Source organism: Pseudomonas sp. 1 R 17 (assembly GCF_900067035.1).
GTDB lineage: Bacteria > Pseudomonadota > Gammaproteobacteria > Pseudomonadales > Pseudomonadaceae > Aquipseudomonas > Aquipseudomonas marginalis.
The window spans coordinates 15,960-38,545 of the sequence record NZ_FKLB01000037.1 but is presented as its reverse complement, the minus strand read 5'-3'; the positions used below and the strand labels follow the sequence as shown (position 1 = coordinate 38,545).

Genomic DNA, 22,586 nt, shown 5'->3' with positions numbered 1-22,586 from the left:
GAGTACGGATGATGACGCTTTCACTCCTACCCGCAGTCTCACCGATTCAGATGCCCGGGCTCCCCTATCGGACCGGGCTGGGGCTGAAGCACGAGCACTTCAATGAAGTGCTCGATACTTCGCCCGACATCGGTTTTTTTGAAGTGCACGCCGAAAACTACATGGTGGCCGGCGGCCCGTTTCATCACTACCTGGGGTTGATTCGCGAACGTTACCCCCTGTCGTTGCATGGCGTGGGCCTGTCCATCGGTGGCGAAGGCCCGCTCAACCGTGAGCACCTGGGACGCTTGGCCGCACTGATCGAACGCTACCAGCCCCACTCATTTTCGGAACACCTGGCCTGGTCCAGCCACGGCCCGGTGTTCCTCAACGACCTGCTGCCCCTGGCTTATGACGCCACCACCTTGAGTCGAGTGTGCGAGCACGTCGACCAGGTACAGAGCACCCTCAAGCGGCCGATGCTGCTGGAGACCCCATCGACCTACCTGCAGTTCCAGCGCTCGACCCTGGACGAGACCGACTTCATCAGCGAGATCATCCGCCGCACCGGCTGCGGCCTGCTGCTGGACGTGAACAACGTCTACGTGTCGTGCATCAACCACCAGCGCGACCCTCTGGCCTACATCCACGCCCTACCATTGCGCGCCGTGGGTGAGATTCATCTGGCCGGCTTCGCCGAAGACACCGACAGCCTGGGCGATCGCCTGCTGATCGATGACCACGGCGCGCCCATCGATAACGCAGTGTGGCTGCTGTACGAACACGTACTCGCGCTGACGGGCCCGGTCGCAACCCTGATCGAGCGCGACAACCAAGTGCCGGCCTTCAGCGTGCTATGCGCAGAAGCCCAGCAGGCTGAACGGTACTTATCGCAGGTCCACCCATGAGCCTTCACGACGCCTTTTCCAGCGCCTTGCTGGCGCCCGGCCAACCTTGCCCCGACGGCCTGTTCAGCAGCAACGGGGCCGACCCGGCCAGTCGTTTTGCGGTGTATCGCAACAATGTTCACAGTTCGTTGATCAATGTGCTGGCAACGGCTTTTCCCGTAACGGCGCAATTAGTCGGCGATGAATTTTTCCGCGCCATGGCCGGCATTTTCGTTCAGGCATCCCCGCCCGCCAGCCCGCTGATCAGCGAGTACGGCGGCACATTCGCCGACTTTATCCAAGGTTTTGAACCGGCCGCCAGCGTGCCCTACCTGGCCGATGTCGCCCGGTTGGAACGCTTGCGGGTTCGCGCTTATCACGCAGCTGATACAGCCGTGGTGGATCCGCAAGCCGTTCTGCAGCAACTGCAAGCCCACACGAAGCCGGGGGCGCTGCATCTGCAACTGCACCCGTGCGTTGGCACATTGAACTCCGCCTACGCAGTGGTTGCGGTATGGGCGGCCCACCAGACCGAGGGCGCCCTGGTCACTCTCGATCCCTGGCATGCCCAAGGCGCGCTGGTGTTGCGCCAAGGGTTGAGCGTCAAGGTCTTCGCCATCGACGGCGGCTCGGTCGCCTTTATCAATAGCCTGAAACAAGGCTCGGCACTGGAAATGGCCGTCGCCAATGCCCTCGAGGCCAGCGCCGAGTTCGACCTGCACCAATGCCTCACGCTGCTGATCAACCACGACGCACTCACTCATCTGCTCCCAGAACAACAGGTATCACCATGAACACTTACGCTTCGTGTCTGATCAAGCAGGCCATCGCGCTTTTCGAGAAAATCCCTTACAGCCTGATCGCGTTTATTGCGCGCTTCTCCATTGCGGCAGTGTTCTGGAAGTCCGGGCAAACCAAGGTCGAAGGCCTTGCCATTGACCTGATCAACGGCACGTTCGAATTCGGTACCCCCAAACTCGCCGCCTCGACATTGCCGCTGTTTCGCAGTGAATACCACGTGCCGTTGCTGTCGCCGGAAGTCGCCGCGCACATGGCGGCGTTTGCCGAGCACTTTTTCCCGGTGCTGATCCTGGTGGGCCTGGCCACGCGCTTCTCAGCCCTGGCCTTGATCGGCATGACCCTGGTCATTCAGTTGTTCGTGTACCCGGACGCCTACCCCACCCACGGCACCTGGATGGCGCTGCTGTTGCTGTTGGTCGCCAAAGGCCCGGGCAGCCTGTCCATCGACCACCTGATTGCGCGCCGCTACCGTTAAAGCCGATCCAGTGCCTCGCCGCTGCGCTTGAACCAGTCCACCAGGTAGTCGGCCAATACTTGGGTACGTCTCGGCAGGCCGCCTTGATAAGGATGGACCAGGTACATCGGCATACTCCGCGTCTGGTAATCACGCAGGAGCCAACACAATCGGCCGTCAGCCAATTCCGTCGGCAGCACGTAGGACGGCAAGCGGGCGATACCGGCACCGACCAGGGCAGCCTTCTTCAGCAAGTTGTAATGGTTGGAGGCAAAAGTGCCGCTCACCCTCACCCGCAACAACTCGTGCTGCTGGTGATACAGCCATTCCTCGCGACCGCTGTAGTGGCTGTTGAGTAAACAGGTGTGCGCCGCAAGATCCCCAGGGGTCAGTGGCTCGCCATGTTGCTCCAGGTAAGCGGGACTGGCACAGGTCATCTCGTGCCAGGCCAGCAGCGGCCTGGCCACCAGACGCTCGTTTTCAATCGCCCCCGAGCGCACCCCCAGGTCAAAGCCGTCTCGCGCCAGGTCTCGGTAGCTGTTGTTGAGCTCCAGCTCGATCTGCACCTGTGGATACTGCTTGGAAAACTCCAGCAACAAACCATCGAAGAAGGTTTCCCCTAATGAAACCGGAACCGTCATACGCACAGGCCCGGCCAAATCGTCCTTGAGACGCGCCAATGCCTGTCGGGCGCGATCCACCTGCACCACCAGCGCTTGCGCCTGGGGCAACAGCGCCGCACCGGCGGCGGTCAGGCTGAGCCTGCGTGTGGTGCGGTGCAGCAAGACCACGCTGAACTGTGCCTCCAAATGGCTGATGCGCTTGGACAGCTGGCCCTTGCTGCAACCCAGTTGCTCGGCCGCCACGGTAAAACTGCCGGCTTCAATCAGTACGGCAAAGGCCGCCAGGTCATCCATCTCGCTCATGGACTGTTTCCATTTGAAAACCAAAGGTTGCCTATTAGCACGTTTATCCGTCTGAAAAGCCACCCTAGACTTGATGCCTACCCCCCTACTGTAGGAGCGAGCTTGCTCGCGAAAATCGTCAACGATAACGCGCTCAGCCTGGTACACAGCGGCGCTTTTGCGTTTTTCGCGGGCAAGCCCGCTCCTACAGTTCCTGAGAAACCCAGAGGAACAGCACCATGAAAATCCTATTGATTGGCGCCAGTGGCACCGTCGGCTCGGCAGTCAAGGCCGAACTGGCCCAGCGTCACGAAGTGATCAGCATTGGCCGCAGCAGCGGCGACTTCCAGGTGGATATCAGCGACAGCACCTCGATCCGCAACCTGTTCGAGCAGACCGGCAAATTCGATGCACTTGTCTGCACTGCAGGCAACGTGAATTTCGTGGCGCTGGGGGATATGGGCGAAAGCGACTTTGAACTGGGCCTGCGTGACAAGCTGATGGGCCAGGTCAACCTACTGTTGATCGGCCGCGAGTATGCCAACGACGGCGCGTCGTTCACCTTCACCAGTGGCATTCTCAACCGTGACCCGATCCGTACTGGCGCTTCGGCTGCGCTGGTCAATGGCGCACTCGACGCGTTCATCAAAGCCGCGGCAATCGAATTGCCACGGGGGCTACGCATCAACTCCGTGAGCCCGACCGTGCTGGTGGAGGCCATGGGCAGCTACGCACCGTACTTCCGTGGCTATAAACCGGTTCCGGGGGCCGATGTGGGATTGGCCTATGCAAAAAGCGTGGAAGGCTTACAGACCGGCCAGACATTTATTGTTGGCTGAATGTAACCATTGTAAGAATTGCCTGAAGCAGGGCTGCGGGGTTGTGATGCAACGCCAGCCTGCGTAACGTGGCGGCACTTGTCTGGAGACCCGATCATGCGTGCCGCCCGTACCCTCGCCCTGTTTGCCTTGCTTCCTGTGTTCGCCGCTTGCCAGATGTTCGAAAACGAGCCGACCAAGCCGTCTACCGCCGGGTTGACCCGCATGCAGGGCGAACTCACGGCGGTAGGTAGCAAGCTGCTGTTCCAGCCGTGCGACGATAAACGCAACTATGTCGTCAACGACACCAGTGGCACCAGCATCCTGCAGGAAGCGGCGTCCCTGGCCGGCCAGCAAGGGGCATTGTTTGCCGATTTGCGTGGCAAGTTCTCGGGCGTCGCCAGCGGCACCCAGGGCAGCGTCGACCTGCAACAACTCTATCGCGTAGAGCGCTCGACCTCTGCCTGCACCGACCCGGACTTCAAGCGCATGACCCTGCGGGCCAACGGCCACAAGCCAGCCTGGGCCATGAACGTCACCGCCAAGGGCATGGTGCTCGAGCGTGAAGGCCAGCCGCCACTGGCAGTGCCTTATGTCGAAGAGCAGATCGGCGACGGCCGCTTCAACCTGATGACCGAAGCCAACAACCAGCACATCGAACTGTGGGTCGCGCCGCAGCGCTGCATCGACAGCGTCAGCGGCAGCCTGCAACACATGACGGCGGAGTTGCGCGTCAACGGCCAGGTACAGCGCGGTTGCGCGGCGTTTGGTGGTTCCCGGGACGACTGATTCAGCGCTGCGCTGTTTTAACCTGACGGAAAACCGCCATTGAGGCTTATAATCGCCGGTTTGCAAAACAGCCGGCCTCTTTGTCCGCCGCCTACCGGATCCCGTCATGTTACGAATCACCGAACTCAAGCTGCCCATCGACCATCCCGAAGAAGACCTGCGGCCTGCCATTGTGCAGCGCCTGGGCATCGCCAGTGATGACCTGCTCGATTTCACCCTGTTCAAACGCAGCTACGACGCGCGCAAGAAGTCGTCGGAGCTGTGCTTCATCTACACCATCGACCTCAATGTGAAGGGTGAGGCTGCCCTGCTGCTCAAGTTCGCCGATGACCGCAACGTCAACCCCGCGCCGGACGTCAGCTACAAGGTCGTGGGCCAGGCCCCGGAAGGCTTGGTCGAACGGCCTGTGGTCGTCGGTTTTGGCCCGTGCGGTATCTTCGCCGGACTGTTGCTGGCGCAGATGGGCTTCAAGCCGATCATCCTCGAACGCGGTAAGGAAGTACGCCAGCGCACCAAGGACACCTGGGGCCTGTGGCGCAAAAGCGTGCTCAACCCCGAGTCCAACGTGCAGTTCGGTGAAGGCGGCGCCGGGACCTTCTCCGACGGCAAGCTCTACAGTCAGATCAAGGACCCGAAATTCCACGGCCGCAAAGTCCTGCACGAGTTCGTCAAGGCCGGCGCGCCGGAAGAAATCCTCTACGTCAGCAAACCCCACATCGGTACCTTCCGCCTGACCGGCGTGGTGGAAAACATGCGCGAGCAGATCATCGCCCTGGGCGGTGAAGTGCGTTTCGAGCAACGGGTGACCGACGTGCTGATCGAAGACGGCCAGTTGAATGGCGTGGTCATCGACGGTGGTGAGCAGATCCTCTCCAGGCATGTGATCCTGGCCCTCGGCCACAGCGCCCGCGACACCTTCCGCATGCTCCACGGCCGTGGCGTCTACATGGAAGCCAAACCGTTCTCGGTGGGGTTCCGGATCGAACACCCGCAATCGCTGATCGACGCCGCGCGCCTGGGCAAATATGCCGGGCACCCGAAGCTGGGCGCCGCCGACTACAAGCTGGTGCACCACGCCAAGAACGGCCGTTCGGTCTACAGCTTCTGCATGTGCCCGGGTGGCACCGTGGTGGCAGCGACCTCCGAGCCGAACCGTGTGGTGACCAACGGCATGAGCCAGTACTCGCGTAACGAGCGCAATGCCAACTCCGGCATCGTCGTCGGCATCACGCCGGAAGTGGATTACCCAGGCGGCCCGCTGGCGGGTATCGAGTTGCAGGAGCGCCTGGAGTCCCACGCCTACATCCTCGGCGGCAGCAACTACGAGGCTCCGGCACAGTTGGTCGGCGACTTTATCGCTGGCAAGCCGTCCACGGCGATCGGCAGTGTGGAACCGTCCTACAAGCCAGGGGTGGCCCTGGGTGACCTGGCCCTGGCCTTGCCGGACTTCGCCATCGAAGCGATCCGCGAAGCACTGCCGGCGTTCGAGAAGCAGATCAAGGGCTATTCGCTGCACGATGCCGTGTTGACCGGTATCGAGACGCGCACCTCGTCGCCGCTGCGGATTACCCGTGACGAATCGATGCAGAGCCTGAACGTGAAAGGCCTGTTCCCGGCCGGTGAAGGCGCTGGGTATGCGGGTGGGATTCTGTCGGCCGGTGTCGACGGGATTCGGATTGCCGAGGCGTTGGCGCGGGATATGCTCGGCATCGAGGCCTGAGAACAGCGCAAATTAAATGTGGGAGGCGGCTTGCCCCCTCCCACATTTGGTTTGCATCGGATCAGATATTTGCGCGCAGGATGCTGGCGGGTAATGGCTCGCCCTGCTCCACACTGGCCGCCACGGCCGCGATCAACCCCTCGAGCGCATAGCCCTGCCCCGCCAACCACGCCTGGTCGTAATAGGTCGTTGCATACCGCTCGCCCCCATCACACAAGATCGCCACGATCGAACCTGAATCCCCCATCGCTTTCATCTGCTGCGCCGCCATTAATGCGCCAATCAGGTTGGTCCCGCTGGAACCGCCGACTCGCCGCCCCAGGCGCTCAGCCAGGTAATGCATGGCCGCCAGCGACAGCGCATCCGGCACCTTGACCATCGCATCAATCACCTTGGGCAAAAACGACGCCTCGACCCGTGGCCGGCCAATGCCTTCGATCCGCGAACCACAGTCCAGGCGCAGGCTGGCGTCACCGCTCTGGTAGAAATCGAAAAACACCGAGCGCTCGGCATCGGCACACAACACGCGGGTACAGTGCTGGCGATAACGCACATAACGACCCAGGGTGGCGGTGGTGCCGCCGGTACCGGGGCTGGAAATCAACCAGCTCGGTTCCGGGTGCCGCTCAAAGCGCATCTGCTGGAAGATCGACTCGGCGATGTTGTTGTTCGCCCGCCAGTCGGTGGCACGCTCGGCATAAGTGAACTGATCCATGAAATGACCGCCGCTTTCCTGGGCCAGGCGTTCGGACTCGGCGTAGATCTGCGTGGGATCCTGTACCAGATGGCTTTTGCCGCCGTAGAAGGCAATCTGCGCGATCTTTTCCTGGGACGTCGTGGCGGGCATCACCGCAATGAACGGCAGCCCGAGCAGCCGGGCAAAATACGCTTCGGAAATCGCCGTCGAGCCGCTGGATGCTTCAATCACCGGCGCGCCTGGCTTGAGCCAGCCATTGCACAGCGCATACAGGAACAGCGAACGGGCCAGCCGATGTTTCAGGCTGCCGGTGGGGTGGCTGGATTCATCCTTGAAGTACAACTCGATGCCCGGCAGGCCCGGCAGCGGTAACGGAATCAGATGCGTGTCAGCACTGCGCTGGAAGTCCGCTTCGATGATGCGAATGGCTTCGCGGGCCCAGGGACGGTGGTCGCTCATAAGGAAGAACTCTAAGGATTTCAGCACCGATCTTAGGATGTTTCCTACACTGCACACAGATACAGTGACGACTCAATTGGACACACAATTGCTAGGCTTTGGCGCTACGCCACCCTACACCATCTCTTATAACAAATAAGAATATAACTTTTGTTTTAACAACTAACGGTACGGGTTAGGGTACCCACCTATTGAACCTGGATTGGAGAGCATCCCTTGCCTCTGCGTAGCACTTTTACCCGTTTCTTCCAGCTGGAAGCCGCCAGCGGCCTGTTGTTGATCGCCGCTGCCGCCTTGGCGCTGATCATCAACAACTCTCCGTTGTCGCACCTGTATGGCGCGTTTCTCGACGTGCCGGTGGTGGCCCAGATTGGCGCGCTGCAAATCGCCAAGCCCGCACTGCTGTGGATCAACGATGGCCTGATGGCCCTGTTCTTCCTGCTGATCGGCCTGGAGGTCAAGCGCGAGCTGCTTGACGGCCACCTGTCCAAGCCTTCGCAAGTGGTGCTGCCAGGCGCAGCCGCCATCGGCGGCATGGTCGTGCCGGCGCTGATCTACTGGGCAATCAACAAGGACTACCCCGCCGCGCTCTCCGGCTGGGCAATCCCGATGGCCACCGACATCGCCTTCGCGTTGGGCGTCCTGGCACTGCTGGGCAAGCGGGTGCCGGTGTCGTTGAAGCTGTTCCTGATGACCCTGGCCATCATCGACGACCTGGGCGCGATCATTGTTATTGCAGTGTTCTATTCCGCCGACCTGTCCGGTGCGGCCCTGGCCGGCGCGGGCGCCTGCCTGGTTGCCTTGATTGCAATGAACCGCCTGGGCGTGATCAAGCTCGGGCCCTACCTGATCATCGGCCTGATCCTGTGGGTGTGCGTACTCAAGAGCGGCGTGCACGCCACCCTGGCCGGCGTGACCCTGGCGTTCTGCATCCCTATGCGCACCAGGAATGCCGAGCCCTCGCCGCTGCTTACACTGGAACACGCCCTGCATCCATGGGTGGCCTACGGTATCCTGCCGCTGTTCGCCTTCGCCAACGCCGGGGTGTCACTCACCGGGGTCAGCCTGGAAAGCTTCACCCACCACGTGCCGATGGGCATTGCCGCCGGCCTGCTGATCGGCAAGACCGTCGGCGTGTTCGGCCTCACCTGGCTGGCCATCAAGACCGGCCTCGCAGCACTGCCCAGCGGCGCCAACTGGGGCCAGGTCTTCGGCGTGGCGATCCTGTGCGGCATCGGCTTCACCATGAGCCTGTTCGTAGGCTCCCTGGCGTTTGTGCCGGGTGCCAGCGAGTTTGCCGGGGAGGATCGAATGGGGATTCTGACCGGATCGATACTTGCGGCGTGTATCGGGTACGTGGTGACGGCGATGGCGAGTCGCAAAAAAGCCTGAGCCGACTGAAACGCAGCCCATAAAAAACCCCAACCGGTCACCCGGTTGGGGTTTTCTTTTGCCTGCTGCTTACCGGTCAGCGAGTAACGCGGCTGGTGCCATCAACGGTCATGATGCGGACGCGATCACCGATGCGGAAGATTTCATTTTCCTGCACGGCTTGCACGTAGGCACGCATGCTGCCGTCGTCTTCGCGAACGGTGATTTCCACGCCCTGGGTGCGGGTCAGGCCTTCTTCGGTGGCCGAGCCCAGCAGGCCGCCGGCAACGGCGCCGATCACGGCAGTCACGATACTGCCACGGCCACCGCCGATGGCGCTGCCGCCCACACCACCGATGACCGCGCCGGCAGCGCCGCCAATTGGGGTCTTGGTGCCTTCGATTTTTACCGGACGCAGGGATTCAATGGTGCCCATGCGAACGGTTTGTACACGACGCGCTTCGTCACGGGAGTACGAGTCGCCGGTCAGACTCGAGGCGCAGCCACCCAGCAGCAACGACAGCGTGGTAAAGCAGGCAACCAGTAAAACGGACTTACGCATAGCATCAACTCCAAAGGACAGGTATTCATTAGACGCTGCAGCTTGACGCCTGTCACGACAAGCCCGGCAGGAAATTGCTTTCATTCAGCCTCAGTACAGACTGCCCGTAGCCAAAATACCGACCAACGGTAGCACTCTCATCGTAACCAGGAACTTCATGGACTATTTCATCATTGTAGTCACTACCGTCGCCGGCCTGTACTTCCATGGTTGGTTGTACCTGCGTATCCGACGCTGGATAGACCGCGACCTGGCACTGTCCCTGGCGGGAGACGATCTGCACAAGCGTGCCTTTATGCTGCAACAACTGGAGCAGGCGCGGATCTCGAAGATCAAGCGAAGCGAGTTGCCGCAGTGGCTGACGAACGCCGCACAACAGTACACAGCCGAAACCTCTTCAACAGAGACTTCGGTGTGATCGACATCATTCCAGTGGGGTGACGAAAGGTGCCGCTCAGGGCGCCAGGCGCTCGCGGGTCCATTCGGTCCCTTGCAGGCGGTAGTTCAGGCGGTCATGCAGGCGGCTGGCGCGGCCTTGCCAGAACTCGATGCGCTCCGGCAGCAGGCGATAGCCACCCCAATGCTCGGGGCAGTCGGGCTGGGTATCGCTGAAACGCTGTTCGGTGGCCTTGAGCAGGTCCTGCAGTTCTTCACGGTCACGAATGACCTGGCTCTGCGGGGAAGCCCAGGCGCCTAAACGACTGCCCAGGGGGCGGACCTGATAATAAGCGTCGGACTCCTCAGGGGTGACCTTGACCACCCTTCCTTCAATACGCACCTGGCGCTCCAGGGTCGGCCAGAAGAACGTCATGGCCGCAAACGGCCGCGCCGCGAGCTGTTCGCCCTTGGCGCTCTGATAGTTGGTGAAGAAGGTAAAGCCCTGCGCATCCAGGCCCTTGAGCAGCAGGATGCGGCAGTGCGGGCGACCGTCCTGGTCGACCGTAGCCAGGGTCATGGCATTGGCTTCCACCGGTGGCTGCTCGGTTTTCACCGCATCGGCAAACCACTGGTGGAACAACGCAAACGGCTCGTTCGGGGCTTGGGCCTCGCTCAAACCGTCCCGTGTGTAGTCACGGCGCATATCGGCCAGTGCCTGGGTCATGCGGCTTTATCCTTGTGGTTCAGCGGATCAGTTTTTCGCCTGGTCATTCGCAGCCGGTGCAGCAGCCTTGGCTTTGGCCGGGGCCGGTTTCTTCGCAGCGGGCTTGGCCGGGGCTTTTTTAGCCGCTGGCTTGGCAGCAGCCTTTTTAGCTGCGGGTGCCTTTTTAGCCGGTGCCTTGGCGGCCGGGGCCGGGGCTGGAACGTTCTGCACCGCAACCATTTCGGCTACAGGCGGGGTCTTGCCCGATTGATACTTGCTCAACAGCGCCAGCATGGTCGTGCGCTGGGTGAACATGATTTCCATGCGGCGGTTCAGCGCGCGGCCCTGGGTGCTGTCGTTGGCGGCACGTGGCATCAGGTCACCCATGCCACGCAGCATCAGGCGGTCCTGTTTCAGGCCGCTGAGGCTGAAGATCGAGGCGATGGACTGCGCACGTTCCTTGGTCAACGCCTGGCTGGCAGGCGCGGTACCGGTGGCATCCACGTGACCCAGCACCAGCACGGCGGTTTTTGGATCGGCTTCCACCGCCTTGGCGACGCGAGTGAACGGCCCCAGGGTAACCGGCAGCAGCATCGCCGGGCGTTTCGGGTTGTAGGAGCCGTCTACCGGAGCAATCACCACGAGTACGTTATCGCGACGTTCCAGCTGCAGGTTGCTGTCCTTGATGGCGGCGCGCAGGCGCGGCTCATAGTCGTCCAACCAGGCCTGGGTGATTTTCGGGTCAGGCATCGGCACATTGGTCACGTCGACCTTGGCCAATGGCTTGGGTTTGCTTTCGAACGGCCACCACCAGTGAGTTTCGCTGTCGGTCTTGGCGACGGCAGGCGCGGCGTCTGGAGCCGGGGTCGCGGCCTTGAGGTCGGCTTTCAGGTCAGCCTTGGCATCAGCGGCCTTCTCGTCGGCGCTCTTGGAGGAGAACGGCCACCAGCTGGAACCGGTGTCAGCCTTGGCGGCCGGCGCTGGCGCGGAGGCGACAGGCGCAGCAGCAGCAGCAGCAGCAGCGGCTACAGGTGCGGCAGGCTTGGCGCCGGCAGCAGGCTTGGCGTCCGGCTTGGCGTCGGTTTGGGTCACTGCGTCCTTGGTCGTGGCCTTATCCGATCCAAATGACCACCAATGCCCACCCTCGGCATCATTTTGTGGAGTTTGTGCGCAACCGGTAAGAGTGAGGCAAAGCGCCAGTGCCAAGGACTTGTTCGATAACATGAGATATCCACAAAATGAGAAAAGAAACGGGGGTCTCGATGACCCGTTAAACAGACGCTTACAGAACATTAAAGTTACATCATTTCGTTCAGCGCCTTCTTATAGTTGCCTTTGTAACAAAAAAATGTGAAACAGCAAGGGGTTTACAGACAACCGGCCAATATTCCGACCAACTTCTGTGCGCGTGGGTCCATAAGTACATAAGGCCCCAATGTATTAGTCACGAAACCAAACGCTACATCATGCTCAGGATCGGCAAAACCCACCGAGCCGCCGGCGCCTGGATGCCCGAACGCACGGGCGCCAAGGCCAAATGTAGCATTGGGCAACTGTGGTTGATCCAACATGCAGCCCAGCCCGAAGCGGGTTTGTGTCAATAATGTTTTATCCGGCCCGATACTGTGTTCACGGGTCAATTCTTCGAGCATGTCGGCTTCCAACAAACTACCGTCCAACAAACCACTATAAAAACCCGCCAGACTACGCGCATTACCGTGACCATTTGCCGCCGGCTGCTGCATGCGTCGCCATTCAGGTTTATTAGTACTGGTGAGAATAGACGGCGGGTTGGCAAATGCCCGCGTCGTCATGGCGGTGGGCTCGCGCATCATTACTTGCAGTAAACGCTGCGCGGCTTCATCGCCCATATTGCCTTTGCTGCGCGCTATATGTGCAACACGATAAAACTCTTCGTCGGCCAGGCCCACGTGGAAGTCCAGCCCCAGCGGCCGTGCCACCCGCGCCACAATGGACTCACCCGGCCCACGCCCATCGGCGCGGCGCAGCAATTCGCCGACCAGCCAGCCGTAGGTGATCGCCTCGTAGCCATGGCCCTGGCCCGGCGTCCACCACGGAGCTTCGGCTGCCAGGGTGTCGACCATCAATTGCCAGTCGTACAAGGCTTCGGTGGGCAGCATCTCGCGGATTGCCGGCAACCCGGCCTGATGGCAGAGCAATTGGCGCAGCGTAATGTTTTCCTTGCCGGCAGCAGCGAACTCAGGCCAGTACCTGGCCACTGGCGCGTCCAATTGCAACTTGCCCTCGGCCACCAGTTGCAGGGCCGTGACAGCGGTGAAGGTCTTGGTGCAGGAAAACAGGTTGACGAGGGTGTCGCTGTGCCAGGCCTCGGTACCGTCCTTGTCGGCGGTACCGGCCCACAGGTCAACGACGGTTTCGCCGCCGATCTGGATGCAGAGCCCGGCGCCACGCTCCTGCGGGTCATCGAACAACGCGGCGAACGCTTCACGCACCGCTTCGAACTGGAGCTCGTAATGACCCTGAACCTGCACCTAAGCCCCCTAGGAAAACACCGTAAAAAGTGGCCGACATTGTTCCAGCCATTGTGGGATTTGTGAACCCGTCAACAATGAATCAATGACCATTTCCCGAATGCCCACCGGCGTGTCCGGCGCCCTGCCCCGGGCCTTTGCCCTCACGTCCAGGTTTGCTGCCTTCGCTTTCATGAACCGTGCTGGCGGCCTTGGCCTTTTCCGCTTCCTTGCCCAGTTGATCCACCGCCGCCAGGTTGCTTCTACGCACACTGTCGACGAACCCCTGGAACGGTACGTCAGTGATGCCCACCAGGCCAAAGTGGCCGTTTTCACCGTCCAGCAAACGGCCGGTCACCGGCTGGTCCAGGTACTGGAACCAGTGCACGCCGACAATGGAAGGCTCGGCCATGGCTTGCTTGAGGAAGTTGGCATATGCCACGCCACGCTCTTCTTCCCTAGGCAACTGGGTCACGCCGCCCCAGAACGGGCCACGGTCCGCAGAGCCGAAGTTGAATTCAGTGATCAACACCGGTTTGTCCAGGGCGCGCAGCGCGGCAAAGTCATAGCCGTCCTGGGGTTTGAGCGTGTACATGTTGAAGCTCAGCACATCGCAATACTGCGCGCACGACGCCACGGCTTCAGGCGTACTCACCGCATAACGCCCGCCCAGCAGCAGTTGGTTGGGTGCGTGCCATTTCAGCGAGTCGGAGATGGTCTTGAAGTAGGCATCGGCGAAGGTCTTCTGGAAGTATTTGAAGTCAGCTTCGATTTCCGGGTGCTCAGGGTTGGGCATCGGCGGTTCGAAGCCCGGGTCTTCCATCAGCTCCCACCCCGCCAACTCGATGCCCCAGGCTTTCGACAGGCCTTGCTCGTTGCGATACTTGTCACGCAATTGCTTGAGGAACGTGCGCTTGGCCGGTACGTCGGTGGTCATGCGCAAGGTGCCGTAGGCCAGGGCGTAGCGGGATTTCGGATCATCGCCGGGGCCGGCCCAGGCCAGTTCGTTATCGGCAAAGAAGCCGATCAGCCAGGGGTCGTCGCGGTGGTCGCGGGCGGCAATGGCCACCGCGCGCTCGGTCGCCATGGCGAAACGCGGATCGAACGGATCGGGCATGCCGCCCCACCAGTCGGTGCCGGTGCTGATACTGGCGTAGTCGCCGACGATCGACAGCGGCAAGGTGTACGGCACACGATCGGCAGTGGCCAACGCGCCGTCGCTCCAGTTGCCGACGGTATTGAAACCCCAGGCTTGCAGGCGATCAAGGGTATGGGTCACCCAGCGTTTCTGGTCAAATCCTTCGCCGCCATAAGTACGCTGCAGGTTGGCGCCGTAGAAATCGTACCAACGCCCGGCAGCAAAGCCACGACCTTCACCCGCACCATTGCCGGTGCGGTTATCGCCGCTGCCGTAGTACTTGTCGAAGGGTTCGCCGGCCTTTGGCAGCGCCGCGAACATCCACTCGCGACTGGCCACGTAGGTCTGGCTGTTGTCCGGGGCCACGGTATTGACGCCCAGGGAATAGAACGGATGGCCTTCCGGGGTTACCAGGTACCAGCGACCGTCGCGCTTTTCGGTGCGGAAAAAGCCACTGGCCTTGAACGCCGGCCCTTTGTTCCAGCCGCCGAACGTGTCCAATGCGGATTTATCACGCGCGGCCAGCCAGCCCTGCAGTTGGGTTTGCTCCTTTGCCGCGGCCGCCTTGAGCTGTTCGTCGCTGCTGATCTTTTCCGGCCAGCGCGCGCGGGTGGACTGGCCATAGGTATCCACCAGTTCGCTGTAGGCCGCCTTCAGCACCGGCTCGCTGTCCTGCACACCAAAGCGTTCCAGCAGGATGCTTTGCGCGGCGTTGGGCTTGATCATCGACAGGGTCACCGAGACCACCTGGCTACGGTCGATCTCGCCGGCGCTGCTGGCCAGCAACACGCGCTGGCCATCCACGCTGATCGGCATCGGCGGGCCGGCCTTCATGCCCTGGCTCAACGGCGAGTTGGCTTGCAGCGGGACCAGCAAGGTCTGGGCGGGGCCGGCCGGCAGGTCGATGCGGCTGACCAGGGTCTTGCCATCGCTGCTCTGCACCTTGACGTAGAGGGTCAGCGCCCAGTCCATGGCACTCTGGATACGCAGGCTCATGGCGCCGGACTGCGACCAATCCCAGGCACCGGCCTGTGGGCTGAGCACCAGGCTCGGCTCGGCGGCCGGGTTGAAGGTGATGCGACGCAACACCTCGCCTTCGGGGGTTTGTTCGGCGTTGTATTGCGGCAGGCTGGCGTCCTGGGTCGCCACCTTGACCACATCGGCAGGCCGGACGAAGTTGAACAATGTCTGTTGCCCCGCGGGCGCGGCCATCAACGGCGCAGTGAACAGCAGGGCAAAAAGGGCGGGCAGCGTACGAATCATACGAACAAGGTTCTCCCAAACGGCCGGTAAATAGCCTGATGACATAAATCGATAGCAGTGAGATAGACCACGAAGTGGGCGAATTCGCCCACGATGGCTTAAGAAATTTCGCGCCGGAAGGGCGGCAACGCATTCAGGATCGCCTTGCCGTAGCGCTGGGTCACCAGGCGGCGGTCGAGCAAGGTGATGGTGCCCCGGTCTTCCTCGGTACGCAGCAAGCGACCGCAGGCCTGCACCAGCTTCAAGGAAGCATCCGGCACCGAGATCTCCATGAACGGGTTACCGCCCCGCGCTTCGATCCATTCGGCCAATGCGGCCTCGACCGGATCATCCGGCACCGAGAACGGGATCTTGGCGATCACCACGTGTTCGCAGTAGGCGCCGGGCAAGTCCACGCCTTCGGCGAAACTCGCCAGGCCGAACAGCACGCTGGAATCCCCGCCATCGACCCGCGCCTTGTGCTTGTTCAGGGTTTCCTGCTTGGACAGGTTGCCCTGGATAAACACCTGCTTGCGCCAGTCGCGGTCAAGGCCGTCGAACACGTCCTGCATCTGTTTGCGCGACGAGAACAACACCAGGGTGCCGCGCGAACCTTCCACCAGGGAGGGCAGGTCGCGGATGATCGCAGCGGTGTGCGCCGGCGCATCCCGTGGATCGGCCTTGAGGTCGGGCACCCGCAGCACACCAGCGTCGGCATGATGGAACGGGCTTGGCACCACCGCAGTGACGGCCTTTTTCGGCAAGCCCGCGCGCATGCGGAAGCGGTCGAAGGTGCCCAGGGCGGTCAGCGTGGCGGAGGTCACCAGGCAGCCGTACGCCACGTTCCACAGGTTGCGCCGTAGCATCTCGGCGGCGAGGATCGGGCTGGCGTTGACCTCGATATCAAACAACGCACCGCTTTCCGACAGGGTCAGCCAGCGGGCCATGGGCGGGTTGTCTTCGGGGTCTTCGACGGTAAAGGCCGTCCACAGCTCCCAGTTGCCCTGGGAACGGGACAACAGGCTGCCGAACAGCGGATACCATTCCTCGGCCTGGTTGCTGGCGATGCCGATGTTGACCTCACCGTCCATGCCTTCCTTGAGCAAGTCAGTCAGGCGGGTGAACAGGTCGGTAAGACGGGAAAAGCCTTTCTTCAGCTCGATGCCCATTTCGCGCATATGCTCGGGGATCATCCCACCGACAAAACGGTGGCGCGGGCGCTCACGGCCTTCCACATCTTCGCCGGGCTTGAAGTCGGCCACCTGTTCGCAGGCGCTGAACATGAACTGTTGCTGGGTCTTGATCTCCCGCGCCAGCTCCGGCACCTGTTCGATCAGCTTGCCCAAATCGCCGGGCAGCGGGTGCTGGGCGAGCAATTTGGTGAGATTCTTCGCGGTGGTTTCCAGCCAATCGGCGGTGGAGCGCAGGCGCGTGTAGTGGGCGAAGTGGCCGATAGCCTTGTCGGGCAGGTGATGGCCTTCGTCGAACACATAAAGGGTGTCACGCGGGTCCGGCAACACGGCACCGCCGCCCAGGGCCAGGTCGGCCAGGACCATATCGTGGTTGGTAACGATCACGTCGACCTTGCCCATGCCTTCGCGGGCCTTGTAGAAGGCGCACTGGCCAAAGTTGGGGCAATGGCGGTTGGTGCACTGGCTGTGGTCGGTGGTCAGGCGTGCCCAGTCGGCATCTTCGAGGGCGGTGGGCCAGCTGTCGCGGTCGCCGTCCCATTTATTGCCGGCCAGTTTCTCGATCATGCTGGTAAACAGCTTCTGGCTGACCTCATCCACTTCGATCTTGAAGCCTTCTTCCTCGAACAGCGACGCCGTGGCGGTTTGCGCGTGGCCTTCCTGCAGCAGCACGTCGAGCTTGGACAGGCACATGTAGCGGCCACGGCCCTTGGCCAGGGCGAAGGTGAAGTTCAGGCCGCTGTTGCGCATCAGGTCGGGCAGGTCTTTGTAGACGATCTGCTCCTGCAGGGCGACAGTGGCAGTGGCGATCACCAGGCGCTTGCCGGCGGCCTTCGCGGTCGGGATCGCAGCCAGGCTATAGGCCACGGTCTTGCCGGTACCGGTGCCGGCTTCGACGGCCACGACGGCGGGCTCACCTTCGCGGCGGCCTTCGTCATCGGTGTCGATATCCCCGAGGACCTTGGCCACTTCGGCGATCATCAGGCGTTGGCCGTAGCGCGGTTTCAAGCTCTTGGCTTCGAGAAAACGCGTGTAGGCGCCCTGGATCGTGGTTTTGAGTTCAGTGCTGATCATGGATAGTCGGGCGCAAAAAACGCTGGATAAATTTTCAGTGGTTCGGATCGGCAGCTATCATACCCCGCTAATTAATCCCGCGCAGAACGGAGTACCACAATGACCGCGTTTAGCCTCGTTTACACCCTGCATGTATTGGCCGCCCTGATCTGGGTCGGCGGCATGTTTTTCGCCTGGATGATCCTGCGCCCCGCCGCTATGGCGGCCCTTGAGGGCCCTGCCCGACTCAAGCTGTGGGCCAATGTGTTTCAACGTTTTTTCGTGTGGGTATGGGTGGCAGTGCTGGTTTTGCCGATCAGCGGCGTCGGCCTGCTGCACCTACGGTTCAGCGGGTTTGAAAGCGCACCGCGCTATGTGCAGGTGATGATGGGTTTGTATCTGGTGATGACGGCGTTGTTTATCCGCATCCAGGCGCTGAAGTTTCCGCAGCTGAAGGCGGCGGTGACGGCTGAGGATTGGCCGGCGGGTGCGGCTGCACTGGGGCAGATTCGCAAGCTGGTGGGGATCAACCTGATCGTGGGGTTGGTGGTGGTGGCGATTGCATCGGCTCGGCCGATGTTTTGAGTACAGCCACAAGCTGCAAGCTGCAAGCTTGCAGCTCTTTAGAACTTAGAGCCGCTGAATAGTCACGGTACCCGCAGGCCCAGCTGGCCCCGGCTGCCCTTCCAACCCTGGGCGGCCCTTCTCGCCACCATCGGCGCGGTACACCAGGCAGCCTTTGGACTCCCCGCCTTTGCCCGGCTTGCCGGCCGTACCGGCCAAACCGCCAGCACCGCCATCCACCCAGACCTTGATGTGTTCCGCCGGGAAGTCCTTCGGCAATTCCACGCGAACCTGTGCACCCGCCCCACCCGGCAGGCCATCGCCGCCGTTATCGCCATTGAAACCGCGCCCCGCCGAGCCCCAGGTACACCCAGGATCCACGCCATTGGCGCCATCCAGCCCGGCATACCCTTGGGCACCGGCGCCGCCACGGGCATCCACCGAGAGTTCTTCAGCCGTCAGCGCGTTGATGCGCAAGGTCAGGTCACGCCCGGCCTTGGCCGGTTTTTCATGGGTACCGGGGGCACCGCGCGAGGTGATCTGGCTGCCATGCTCAAGGTGCGCATGCCGCACCTGCAATTGCAGCGCGGTATTGCCAGGAACAATCGCGATGCGTGCGTCGCGGCCCAGGTGCAGTTCATCCACCGTGACCTGGCTGATGGTGGCCGGAATCAGCAACGTGCCGTAGTCCGCCACGTCCAGGCGCTCCAGTTGCAACACACTGGTGCTGGAGGGAAGGCGCATCAATGAGTTCGTTTCGACACTGACGCTCTGGGCCAGGGCAACGGGGCTGACCAACAGGGCCAACAGAAAAACCTTACGCATCATGGGGCTCCTGAGTGTTTTCAAATTTTTCTTTGGACGCACAGTAACGACTTCTACAGGCGATTTGCCAGTGAAGGTTCAAAAAACTTGAGAGAGCGGTTCAAGCGAGGGTGGCCGGCAATGCCCCTGTGGATCCCACAGGGGCAAGGGCTGTCAGCGGTTGATCTGGATTTCCGTACGGCGGTTCAGGGCGCGGCCTTCAGCGGTCTTGTTGTCGGCGACCGGATGGCTTTCGCCCGCCCCGGTGACAGACACAAAGGCACTGCGGGGCACCCCGGCGCCGATCAGGTAATCGGTGACCGAATGGGCACGTTTTTCCGAGAGTTTCTGGTTGTAGGCGTCTTTACCGACGCTGTCGGTGTGACCACTGACCCGTAGCTGGGCGCTCGGGGCTTCCTGTTTCAGGCGCGTGGCAATGGTGTCGAGTTTGGTTTTATCCGCTGCCGTCAACTTGGCCGAGTCGAACTGGAAGTGCACATCGCGGATCACGATGGTTTCTTCCTTGACCACGACCACCTCCTCGACCACCGCCGCTGGCGGCGCCGGAGGGCAACCATTGGCGTCGACCTGCACACCTTTCGGGGTGCCCGGGCACTTGTCGCGGCTGTCCGGCACGCCATCGCCATCTTCGTCGCCATCGCCGTGCACCCAGCAATAGGCGCCGGCCATACCGCCGACCAGCAACGCGCCATAGCCTGCGTAGGCCGAGCTTTCAGTCGCACCGATCGCCGCACCGGTCACACCGCCAACAGCGGCACAGGTAGGCCAATCGGTTTTTTGCAAGCCTGCGCAACCTGTCAATACTCCGGTTAGCAGAACCAAGGGTAGAGCTGTCCGCATGATGCTCATCTGACTTTCTCCTGAGGGGATCGGCGGGGGCCGATGGGTGGAGTAAAGACCGCTCTTTTCAACTGCGCCACTACGCCAAGCCCCCGTATTCATTGGGGATCGCCGCCCACGTAGGACTTTTCGCAGCCACCCGCTCTAGGCCCGCACGCTCAGCCGCGCTAGTCTCTATGGTCCTGATGTGAGGATCTCTGATGACCGCTGGTATTTCTGCCCGTACTCCCCAGCAAGCGCTGGCCGCCTTGCTCGATCTGCACCAGCCCAAACGCCTGTTGCTGTTGGGTGCCAGCCAGTTCCCGGCGCTGGACGCCTTTAAGGACGCGCACCCTGACACCCAGGTGTTCTGCGCCGCGCCAGGGCCATTGCCGCAAGCGCTGGCGGCCCAGCGTTTTGACCTGGCGCTGGTGGTCGATTGCCTCGAGTACCTGCCAAAACCCCAAGGCCTGACCTTGCTCGGCGGCATCCGCAACCTCAACGCCAGCCGCATTGCGGTGCTGGTGGACCTGGGCGCCTGCGGCTGGAAGGAAACCGACTTTTTCTCCCTGGCCCTCCAGGCCGGCGAGCGTTTCCAGCGCGACGAGCAGGTGCTGACGCTGTTTACCTACGATCTGCTTGACTATAAACAGGTGCCGGACTGGCTCAACGCCCGTTTCTGGGCCAACCCGGAAAACTTCGGAAAGTATTGGTGGTAACCCGATGAGTACATCCATTTGCCCCTGCGGCAGTGGCAACCTGCTGGATGCCTGCTGCGGTCATTATCACGCCGGGCACCCGGCCCCCTGCGCCAGCGCCCTGATGCGTTCACGCTACAGCGCCTATGTGCTGGGCCTGGTGGATTATCTGGTCGCAACCACGTTGCCCGCGCAACAGGCCGGCCTGGACCGTGAGGCCATCGCCGCCTGGAGCGCCCAGAGCACCTGGCTCGGCCTGGAAGTTGAAAGTTCCGAGGTGTTCGGCGGCCAGCCGGAACACGCCTTCGTGACCTTCACCGCACGCTGGCATGACAGCACTGGCGAACATAGCCACCGCGAGCAGTCTTCTTTCGTACAGAATGAAGGGCGCTGGTACTTCATCGACCCCACGGTGGAAGTGAAAACCGGACGCAACGATGCGTGCCTTTGCGGCAGTGGGCAAAAATTCAAGAAGTGTTGTTCCAGCTATCTCTAACCACCACAGGACTCACGCCATGCTTCGGATCTGCAGCTTGATGCTGGCGTTAACCTTCGGCATGACCGGTTGCGCCTCCTGGTTCGAAGACGATTCGCCCCCGCCGCACGTTTCCCTGGTGAAAGTCGAAGTGGTGCGGGCCAAGCTGCTGGAGCAGAAATTCAAGCTGTACTTTCGCGTGGATAACCGCGACGACTCGGACCTGACCGTGCGTGGGCTGATCTACAAGGTCACCCTGGATGATTTTGTGCTCACCGAAGGCGAGTCCAATGAATGGCTGACGGTACCGCCCAAGGGCCATGCATTTTTCAAGGTGTCGGTGCGCACCAACCTCTGGCCGCAGATCCGCGATGTGGTGCAGATGCTGAAAAAACCCGACCAGCCTGTGCCGTATCGTCTGGAGGGTGAACTGAAAACCGGATTATTCATCGGTTATGACGTGCAGGTGAACCACAATGGCGAGATAATCCCCGGCGATTTTATTCCGGAGCGACATCGATGACTCAGCAACCCCATGTCCATGGTCCTGACTGCAACCACGATCACGATCACCATGATCACGACCACGGCCATGTCCACGGCCCGAACTGCGGCCACGCTCACCAGGAGCCGGTGCGCAATGCATTGAAGGACGTTGGTCGCAACGATCCTTGCCCGTGCGGCAGTGAGAAAAAATTCAAGAAGTGCCACGGGGCGTAAATCGCTCTGAAGGCCCCTGTGTGAGGGAGTTCGCTCCCTTCCACAGCTGCATCGCATTCCAAATCGAAAGCGTCTAAGGGTAGGCGCAAATGTTTGATTGAATTTTCCCCCTCCCACCTTTACCTATACCTACAGGCATTCGCTCAAGCATCACCACTTTTGGAGAGCTTCATGATCGACCTGTATTACTGGACCACCCCCAACGGTCACAAAGTATCGCTGTTCCTGGAAGAAGCCGGCCTGCCCTACAAAGTGCACCCGATCAACATTGGCCAGGGCGACCAGTTCAAGCCAGACTTCCTGAAGATTGCCCCCAACAACCGCATCCCGGCCATCGTCGATCAGAACCCGAGCGACGGCGGCGCGCCGATTTCGCTGTTTGAATCCGGCGCGATCCTACTGTACCTCGCGGAAAAAACCGGCCAGTTCATTCCAAAAAACCTGCGCAGTCGCCAGGAAGCGCTGCAATGGTTGTTCTGGCAAATGGGCGGTCTCGGGCCGATGGCGGGCCAGAACCATCATTTCAGCCAGTTTGCCCCGGAGAAAATCCCCTACGCGATCAAGCGCTACGTAGATGAAACCGCACGCCTATACAGTGTGCTGGACCGCCGTTTGGCGGACCGTGCGTTCGTGGCGGGTGAGGACTACAGCATTGCCGATATGGCGATCTATCCGTGGATCGTTTCCCACAAGTGGCAGAGCCAGAGCCTGGAAGATTTCCCACACGTTCAGCGCTGGTTCAATAGCATCAAGGAACGGCCAGCGACGGTTCGGGCGTATGAATTAGTCCAAAAGGTCAATCCGCCTAAATCCTGACCTGAAGTCGTACGCGGTCAACAGGTGGGAG

24 protein-coding genes are annotated in these 22,586 nt (G+C 61.3%); 14 read left to right on the top strand and 10 right to left on the bottom strand.

The genetic code is table 11. From position 1 onward, the window contains the following. Window positions 1-8: 8 nt before the first annotated feature. From BFP99_RS12020 to BFP99_RS12010, 3 genes are read left to right on the top strand one after another with little or no spacing between them, the layout of a single operon-like run. Window positions 9-887 carry an MNIO family bufferin maturase gene (locus tag BFP99_RS12020; RefSeq protein WP_065947324.1) on the top strand — a complete coding sequence of 293 codons (879 nt, stop codon included), beginning with the start codon at window positions 9-11 and terminating at the stop codon, window positions 885-887. Then, the gene (locus BFP99_RS12015) at window positions 884-1,660 is read left to right on the top strand and encodes an HvfC/BufC N-terminal domain-containing protein (RefSeq protein ID WP_065947323.1); all 777 of its coding nucleotides are present in this window, start codon (window positions 884-886) and stop codon (window positions 1,658-1,660) included. The genes BFP99_RS12020 and BFP99_RS12015 overlap by 4 nt, the downstream gene beginning before the upstream one ends. Further along, window positions 1,657-2,142, top strand: a complete 486-nt coding sequence (locus BFP99_RS12010; protein ID WP_065947322.1) for a DoxX family protein — start codon at window positions 1,657-1,659, stop codon at window positions 2,140-2,142. Before BFP99_RS12015 ends, BFP99_RS12010 begins: the two co-directional genes overlap by 4 nt. Here BFP99_RS12010 and BFP99_RS12005 read toward each other — a convergent pair. After that, complete coding sequence (locus BFP99_RS12005) at window positions 2,139-3,047, bottom strand: LysR family transcriptional regulator (RefSeq protein ID WP_065947321.1); 909 nt, start codon at window positions 3,045-3,047, stop codon at window positions 2,139-2,141. The two genes, BFP99_RS12010 and BFP99_RS12005, sit on opposite strands and share 4 nt — an antisense overlap. Window positions 3,048-3,265: 218 nt before the next feature. On the opposite strand from BFP99_RS12005, the gene BFP99_RS12000 reads away from it, so the two are divergent. From BFP99_RS12000 to BFP99_RS11990, 3 genes are all read left to right on the top strand, one after another. Beyond that, complete coding sequence (locus BFP99_RS12000) at window positions 3,266-3,865, top strand: short chain dehydrogenase (RefSeq protein WP_065947320.1); 600 nt, start codon at window positions 3,266-3,268, stop codon at window positions 3,863-3,865. 96 nt (window positions 3,866-3,961) lie between these two features. Next, window positions 3,962-4,633: a COG3650 family protein gene (locus BFP99_RS11995; protein ID WP_065926423.1), complete on the top strand. Its 672-nt coding sequence runs from the start codon at window positions 3,962-3,964 to the stop codon at window positions 4,631-4,633. Between the two features lie 106 nt (window positions 4,634-4,739). Then, window positions 4,740-6,353 (top strand): NAD(P)/FAD-dependent oxidoreductase, encoded by a 1,614-nt coding sequence (locus BFP99_RS11990; RefSeq protein ID WP_065926424.1) that lies wholly within the window; start codon window positions 4,740-4,742, stop codon window positions 6,351-6,353. 61 nt (window positions 6,354-6,414) lie between these two features. Here the strand turns inward: BFP99_RS11990 and BFP99_RS11985 are convergent, their stop codons facing one another. After that, window positions 6,415-7,509: a PLP-dependent cysteine synthase family protein gene (locus BFP99_RS11985; RefSeq protein ID WP_065926425.1), complete on the bottom strand. Its 1,095-nt coding sequence runs from the start codon at window positions 7,507-7,509 to the stop codon at window positions 6,415-6,417. A 216-nt stretch (window positions 7,510-7,725) separates the two neighbouring features. Here BFP99_RS11985 and nhaA point away from each other — a divergent pair, with 216 nt between their 5' ends. Next, a complete protein-coding gene (gene nhaA / locus BFP99_RS11980; RefSeq protein ID WP_065926426.1) occupies window positions 7,726-8,901 on the top strand; it encodes a Na+/H+ antiporter NhaA in 1,176 nt (391 codons plus the stop codon). Window positions 8,902-8,977: 76 nt separating this feature from the next. On the opposite strand, the gene BFP99_RS11975 is transcribed toward nhaA, so the two are convergent. Further along, window positions 8,978-9,442, bottom strand: a complete 465-nt coding sequence (locus tag BFP99_RS11975) for a glycine zipper 2TM domain-containing protein (protein ID WP_003189251.1) — start codon at window positions 9,440-9,442, stop codon at window positions 8,978-8,980. A 157-nt stretch (window positions 9,443-9,599) separates the two neighbouring features. On the opposite strand from BFP99_RS11975, the gene BFP99_RS11970 reads away from it, so the two are divergent. Continuing rightward, window positions 9,600-9,860, top strand: coding sequence for a hypothetical protein (locus BFP99_RS11970; protein WP_065947319.1), 261 nt, complete (start codon window positions 9,600-9,602; stop codon window positions 9,858-9,860). Between the two features lie 36 nt (window positions 9,861-9,896). Here BFP99_RS11970 and pdxH read toward each other — a convergent pair whose 3' ends face one another. The 5 genes from pdxH to dinG form a co-directional block, all read right to left on the bottom strand. After that, window positions 9,897-10,544, bottom strand: coding sequence for a pyridoxamine 5'-phosphate oxidase (gene pdxH / locus BFP99_RS11965; protein WP_027604436.1), 648 nt, complete (start codon window positions 10,542-10,544; stop codon window positions 9,897-9,899). A gap of 27 nt (window positions 10,545-10,571) precedes the next feature. Further along, window positions 10,572-11,747 (bottom strand): OmpA family protein, encoded by a 1,176-nt coding sequence (locus tag BFP99_RS11960; RefSeq protein ID WP_083221166.1) that lies wholly within the window; start codon window positions 11,745-11,747, stop codon window positions 10,572-10,574. Between the two features lie 143 nt (window positions 11,748-11,890). Beyond that, a complete protein-coding gene (locus tag BFP99_RS11955) occupies window positions 11,891-13,036 on the bottom strand; it encodes a serine hydrolase domain-containing protein (protein ID WP_065947317.1) in 1,146 nt (381 codons plus the stop codon). Between the two features lie 82 nt (window positions 13,037-13,118). Continuing rightward, window positions 13,119-15,416, bottom strand: a complete 2,298-nt coding sequence (locus BFP99_RS11950; protein WP_065947316.1) for a beta-galactosidase — start codon at window positions 15,414-15,416, stop codon at window positions 13,119-13,121. 98 nt (window positions 15,417-15,514) lie between these two features. Further along, window positions 15,515-17,659 carry an ATP-dependent DNA helicase DinG gene (gene dinG, locus BFP99_RS11945; RefSeq protein ID WP_027604440.1) on the bottom strand — a complete coding sequence of 715 codons (2,145 nt, stop codon included), beginning with the start codon at window positions 17,657-17,659 and terminating at the stop codon, window positions 15,515-15,517. A 99-nt stretch (window positions 17,660-17,758) separates the two neighbouring features. Between dinG and BFP99_RS11940 the strand changes: the two genes are divergently transcribed. Beyond that, the gene (locus BFP99_RS11940) at window positions 17,759-18,223 is read left to right on the top strand and encodes a CopD family protein (RefSeq protein ID WP_065926431.1); all 465 of its coding nucleotides are present in this window, start codon (window positions 17,759-17,761) and stop codon (window positions 18,221-18,223) included. Between the two features lie 45 nt (window positions 18,224-18,268). Here BFP99_RS11940 and BFP99_RS11935 read toward each other — a convergent pair whose 3' ends face one another. Next, window positions 18,269-19,027 (bottom strand): collagen-like triple helix repeat-containing protein, encoded by a 759-nt coding sequence (locus BFP99_RS11935; RefSeq protein ID WP_065926432.1) that lies wholly within the window; start codon window positions 19,025-19,027, stop codon window positions 18,269-18,271. A 153-nt stretch (window positions 19,028-19,180) separates the two neighbouring features. After that, a complete protein-coding gene (locus BFP99_RS11930; RefSeq protein WP_027604443.1) occupies window positions 19,181-19,876 on the bottom strand; it encodes an OmpA family protein in 696 nt (231 codons plus the stop codon). Window positions 19,877-20,067: 191 nt separating this feature from the next. Between BFP99_RS11930 and BFP99_RS11925 the strand changes: the two genes are divergently transcribed. From BFP99_RS11925 to BFP99_RS11910, 5 genes are all read left to right on the top strand, one after another. Then, complete coding sequence (locus tag BFP99_RS11925) at window positions 20,068-20,565, top strand: DUF6231 family protein (RefSeq protein ID WP_065926433.1); 498 nt, start codon at window positions 20,068-20,070, stop codon at window positions 20,563-20,565. Between the two features lie 4 nt (window positions 20,566-20,569). Beyond that, window positions 20,570-21,040, top strand: coding sequence for a YchJ family protein (locus BFP99_RS11920; RefSeq protein ID WP_065926434.1), 471 nt, complete (start codon window positions 20,570-20,572; stop codon window positions 21,038-21,040). Between the two features lie 19 nt (window positions 21,041-21,059). After that, window positions 21,060-21,542 carry an LEA type 2 family protein gene (locus tag BFP99_RS11915; protein WP_065926435.1) on the top strand — a complete coding sequence of 161 codons (483 nt, stop codon included), beginning with the start codon at window positions 21,060-21,062 and terminating at the stop codon, window positions 21,540-21,542. Continuing rightward, window positions 21,539-21,739, top strand: coding sequence for an SEC-C metal-binding domain-containing protein (locus tag BFP99_RS31885; RefSeq protein WP_003189235.1), 201 nt, complete (start codon window positions 21,539-21,541; stop codon window positions 21,737-21,739). The genes BFP99_RS11915 and BFP99_RS31885 overlap by 4 nt, the downstream gene beginning before the upstream one ends. 171 nt (window positions 21,740-21,910) lie before the next feature. After that, entirely contained in the window at window positions 21,911-22,555 is a 645-nt protein-coding gene (locus BFP99_RS11910) for a glutathione binding-like protein (protein WP_065947315.1), read from the top strand. The last annotated feature ends 31 nt before the right edge of the window (window positions 22,556-22,586 follow it).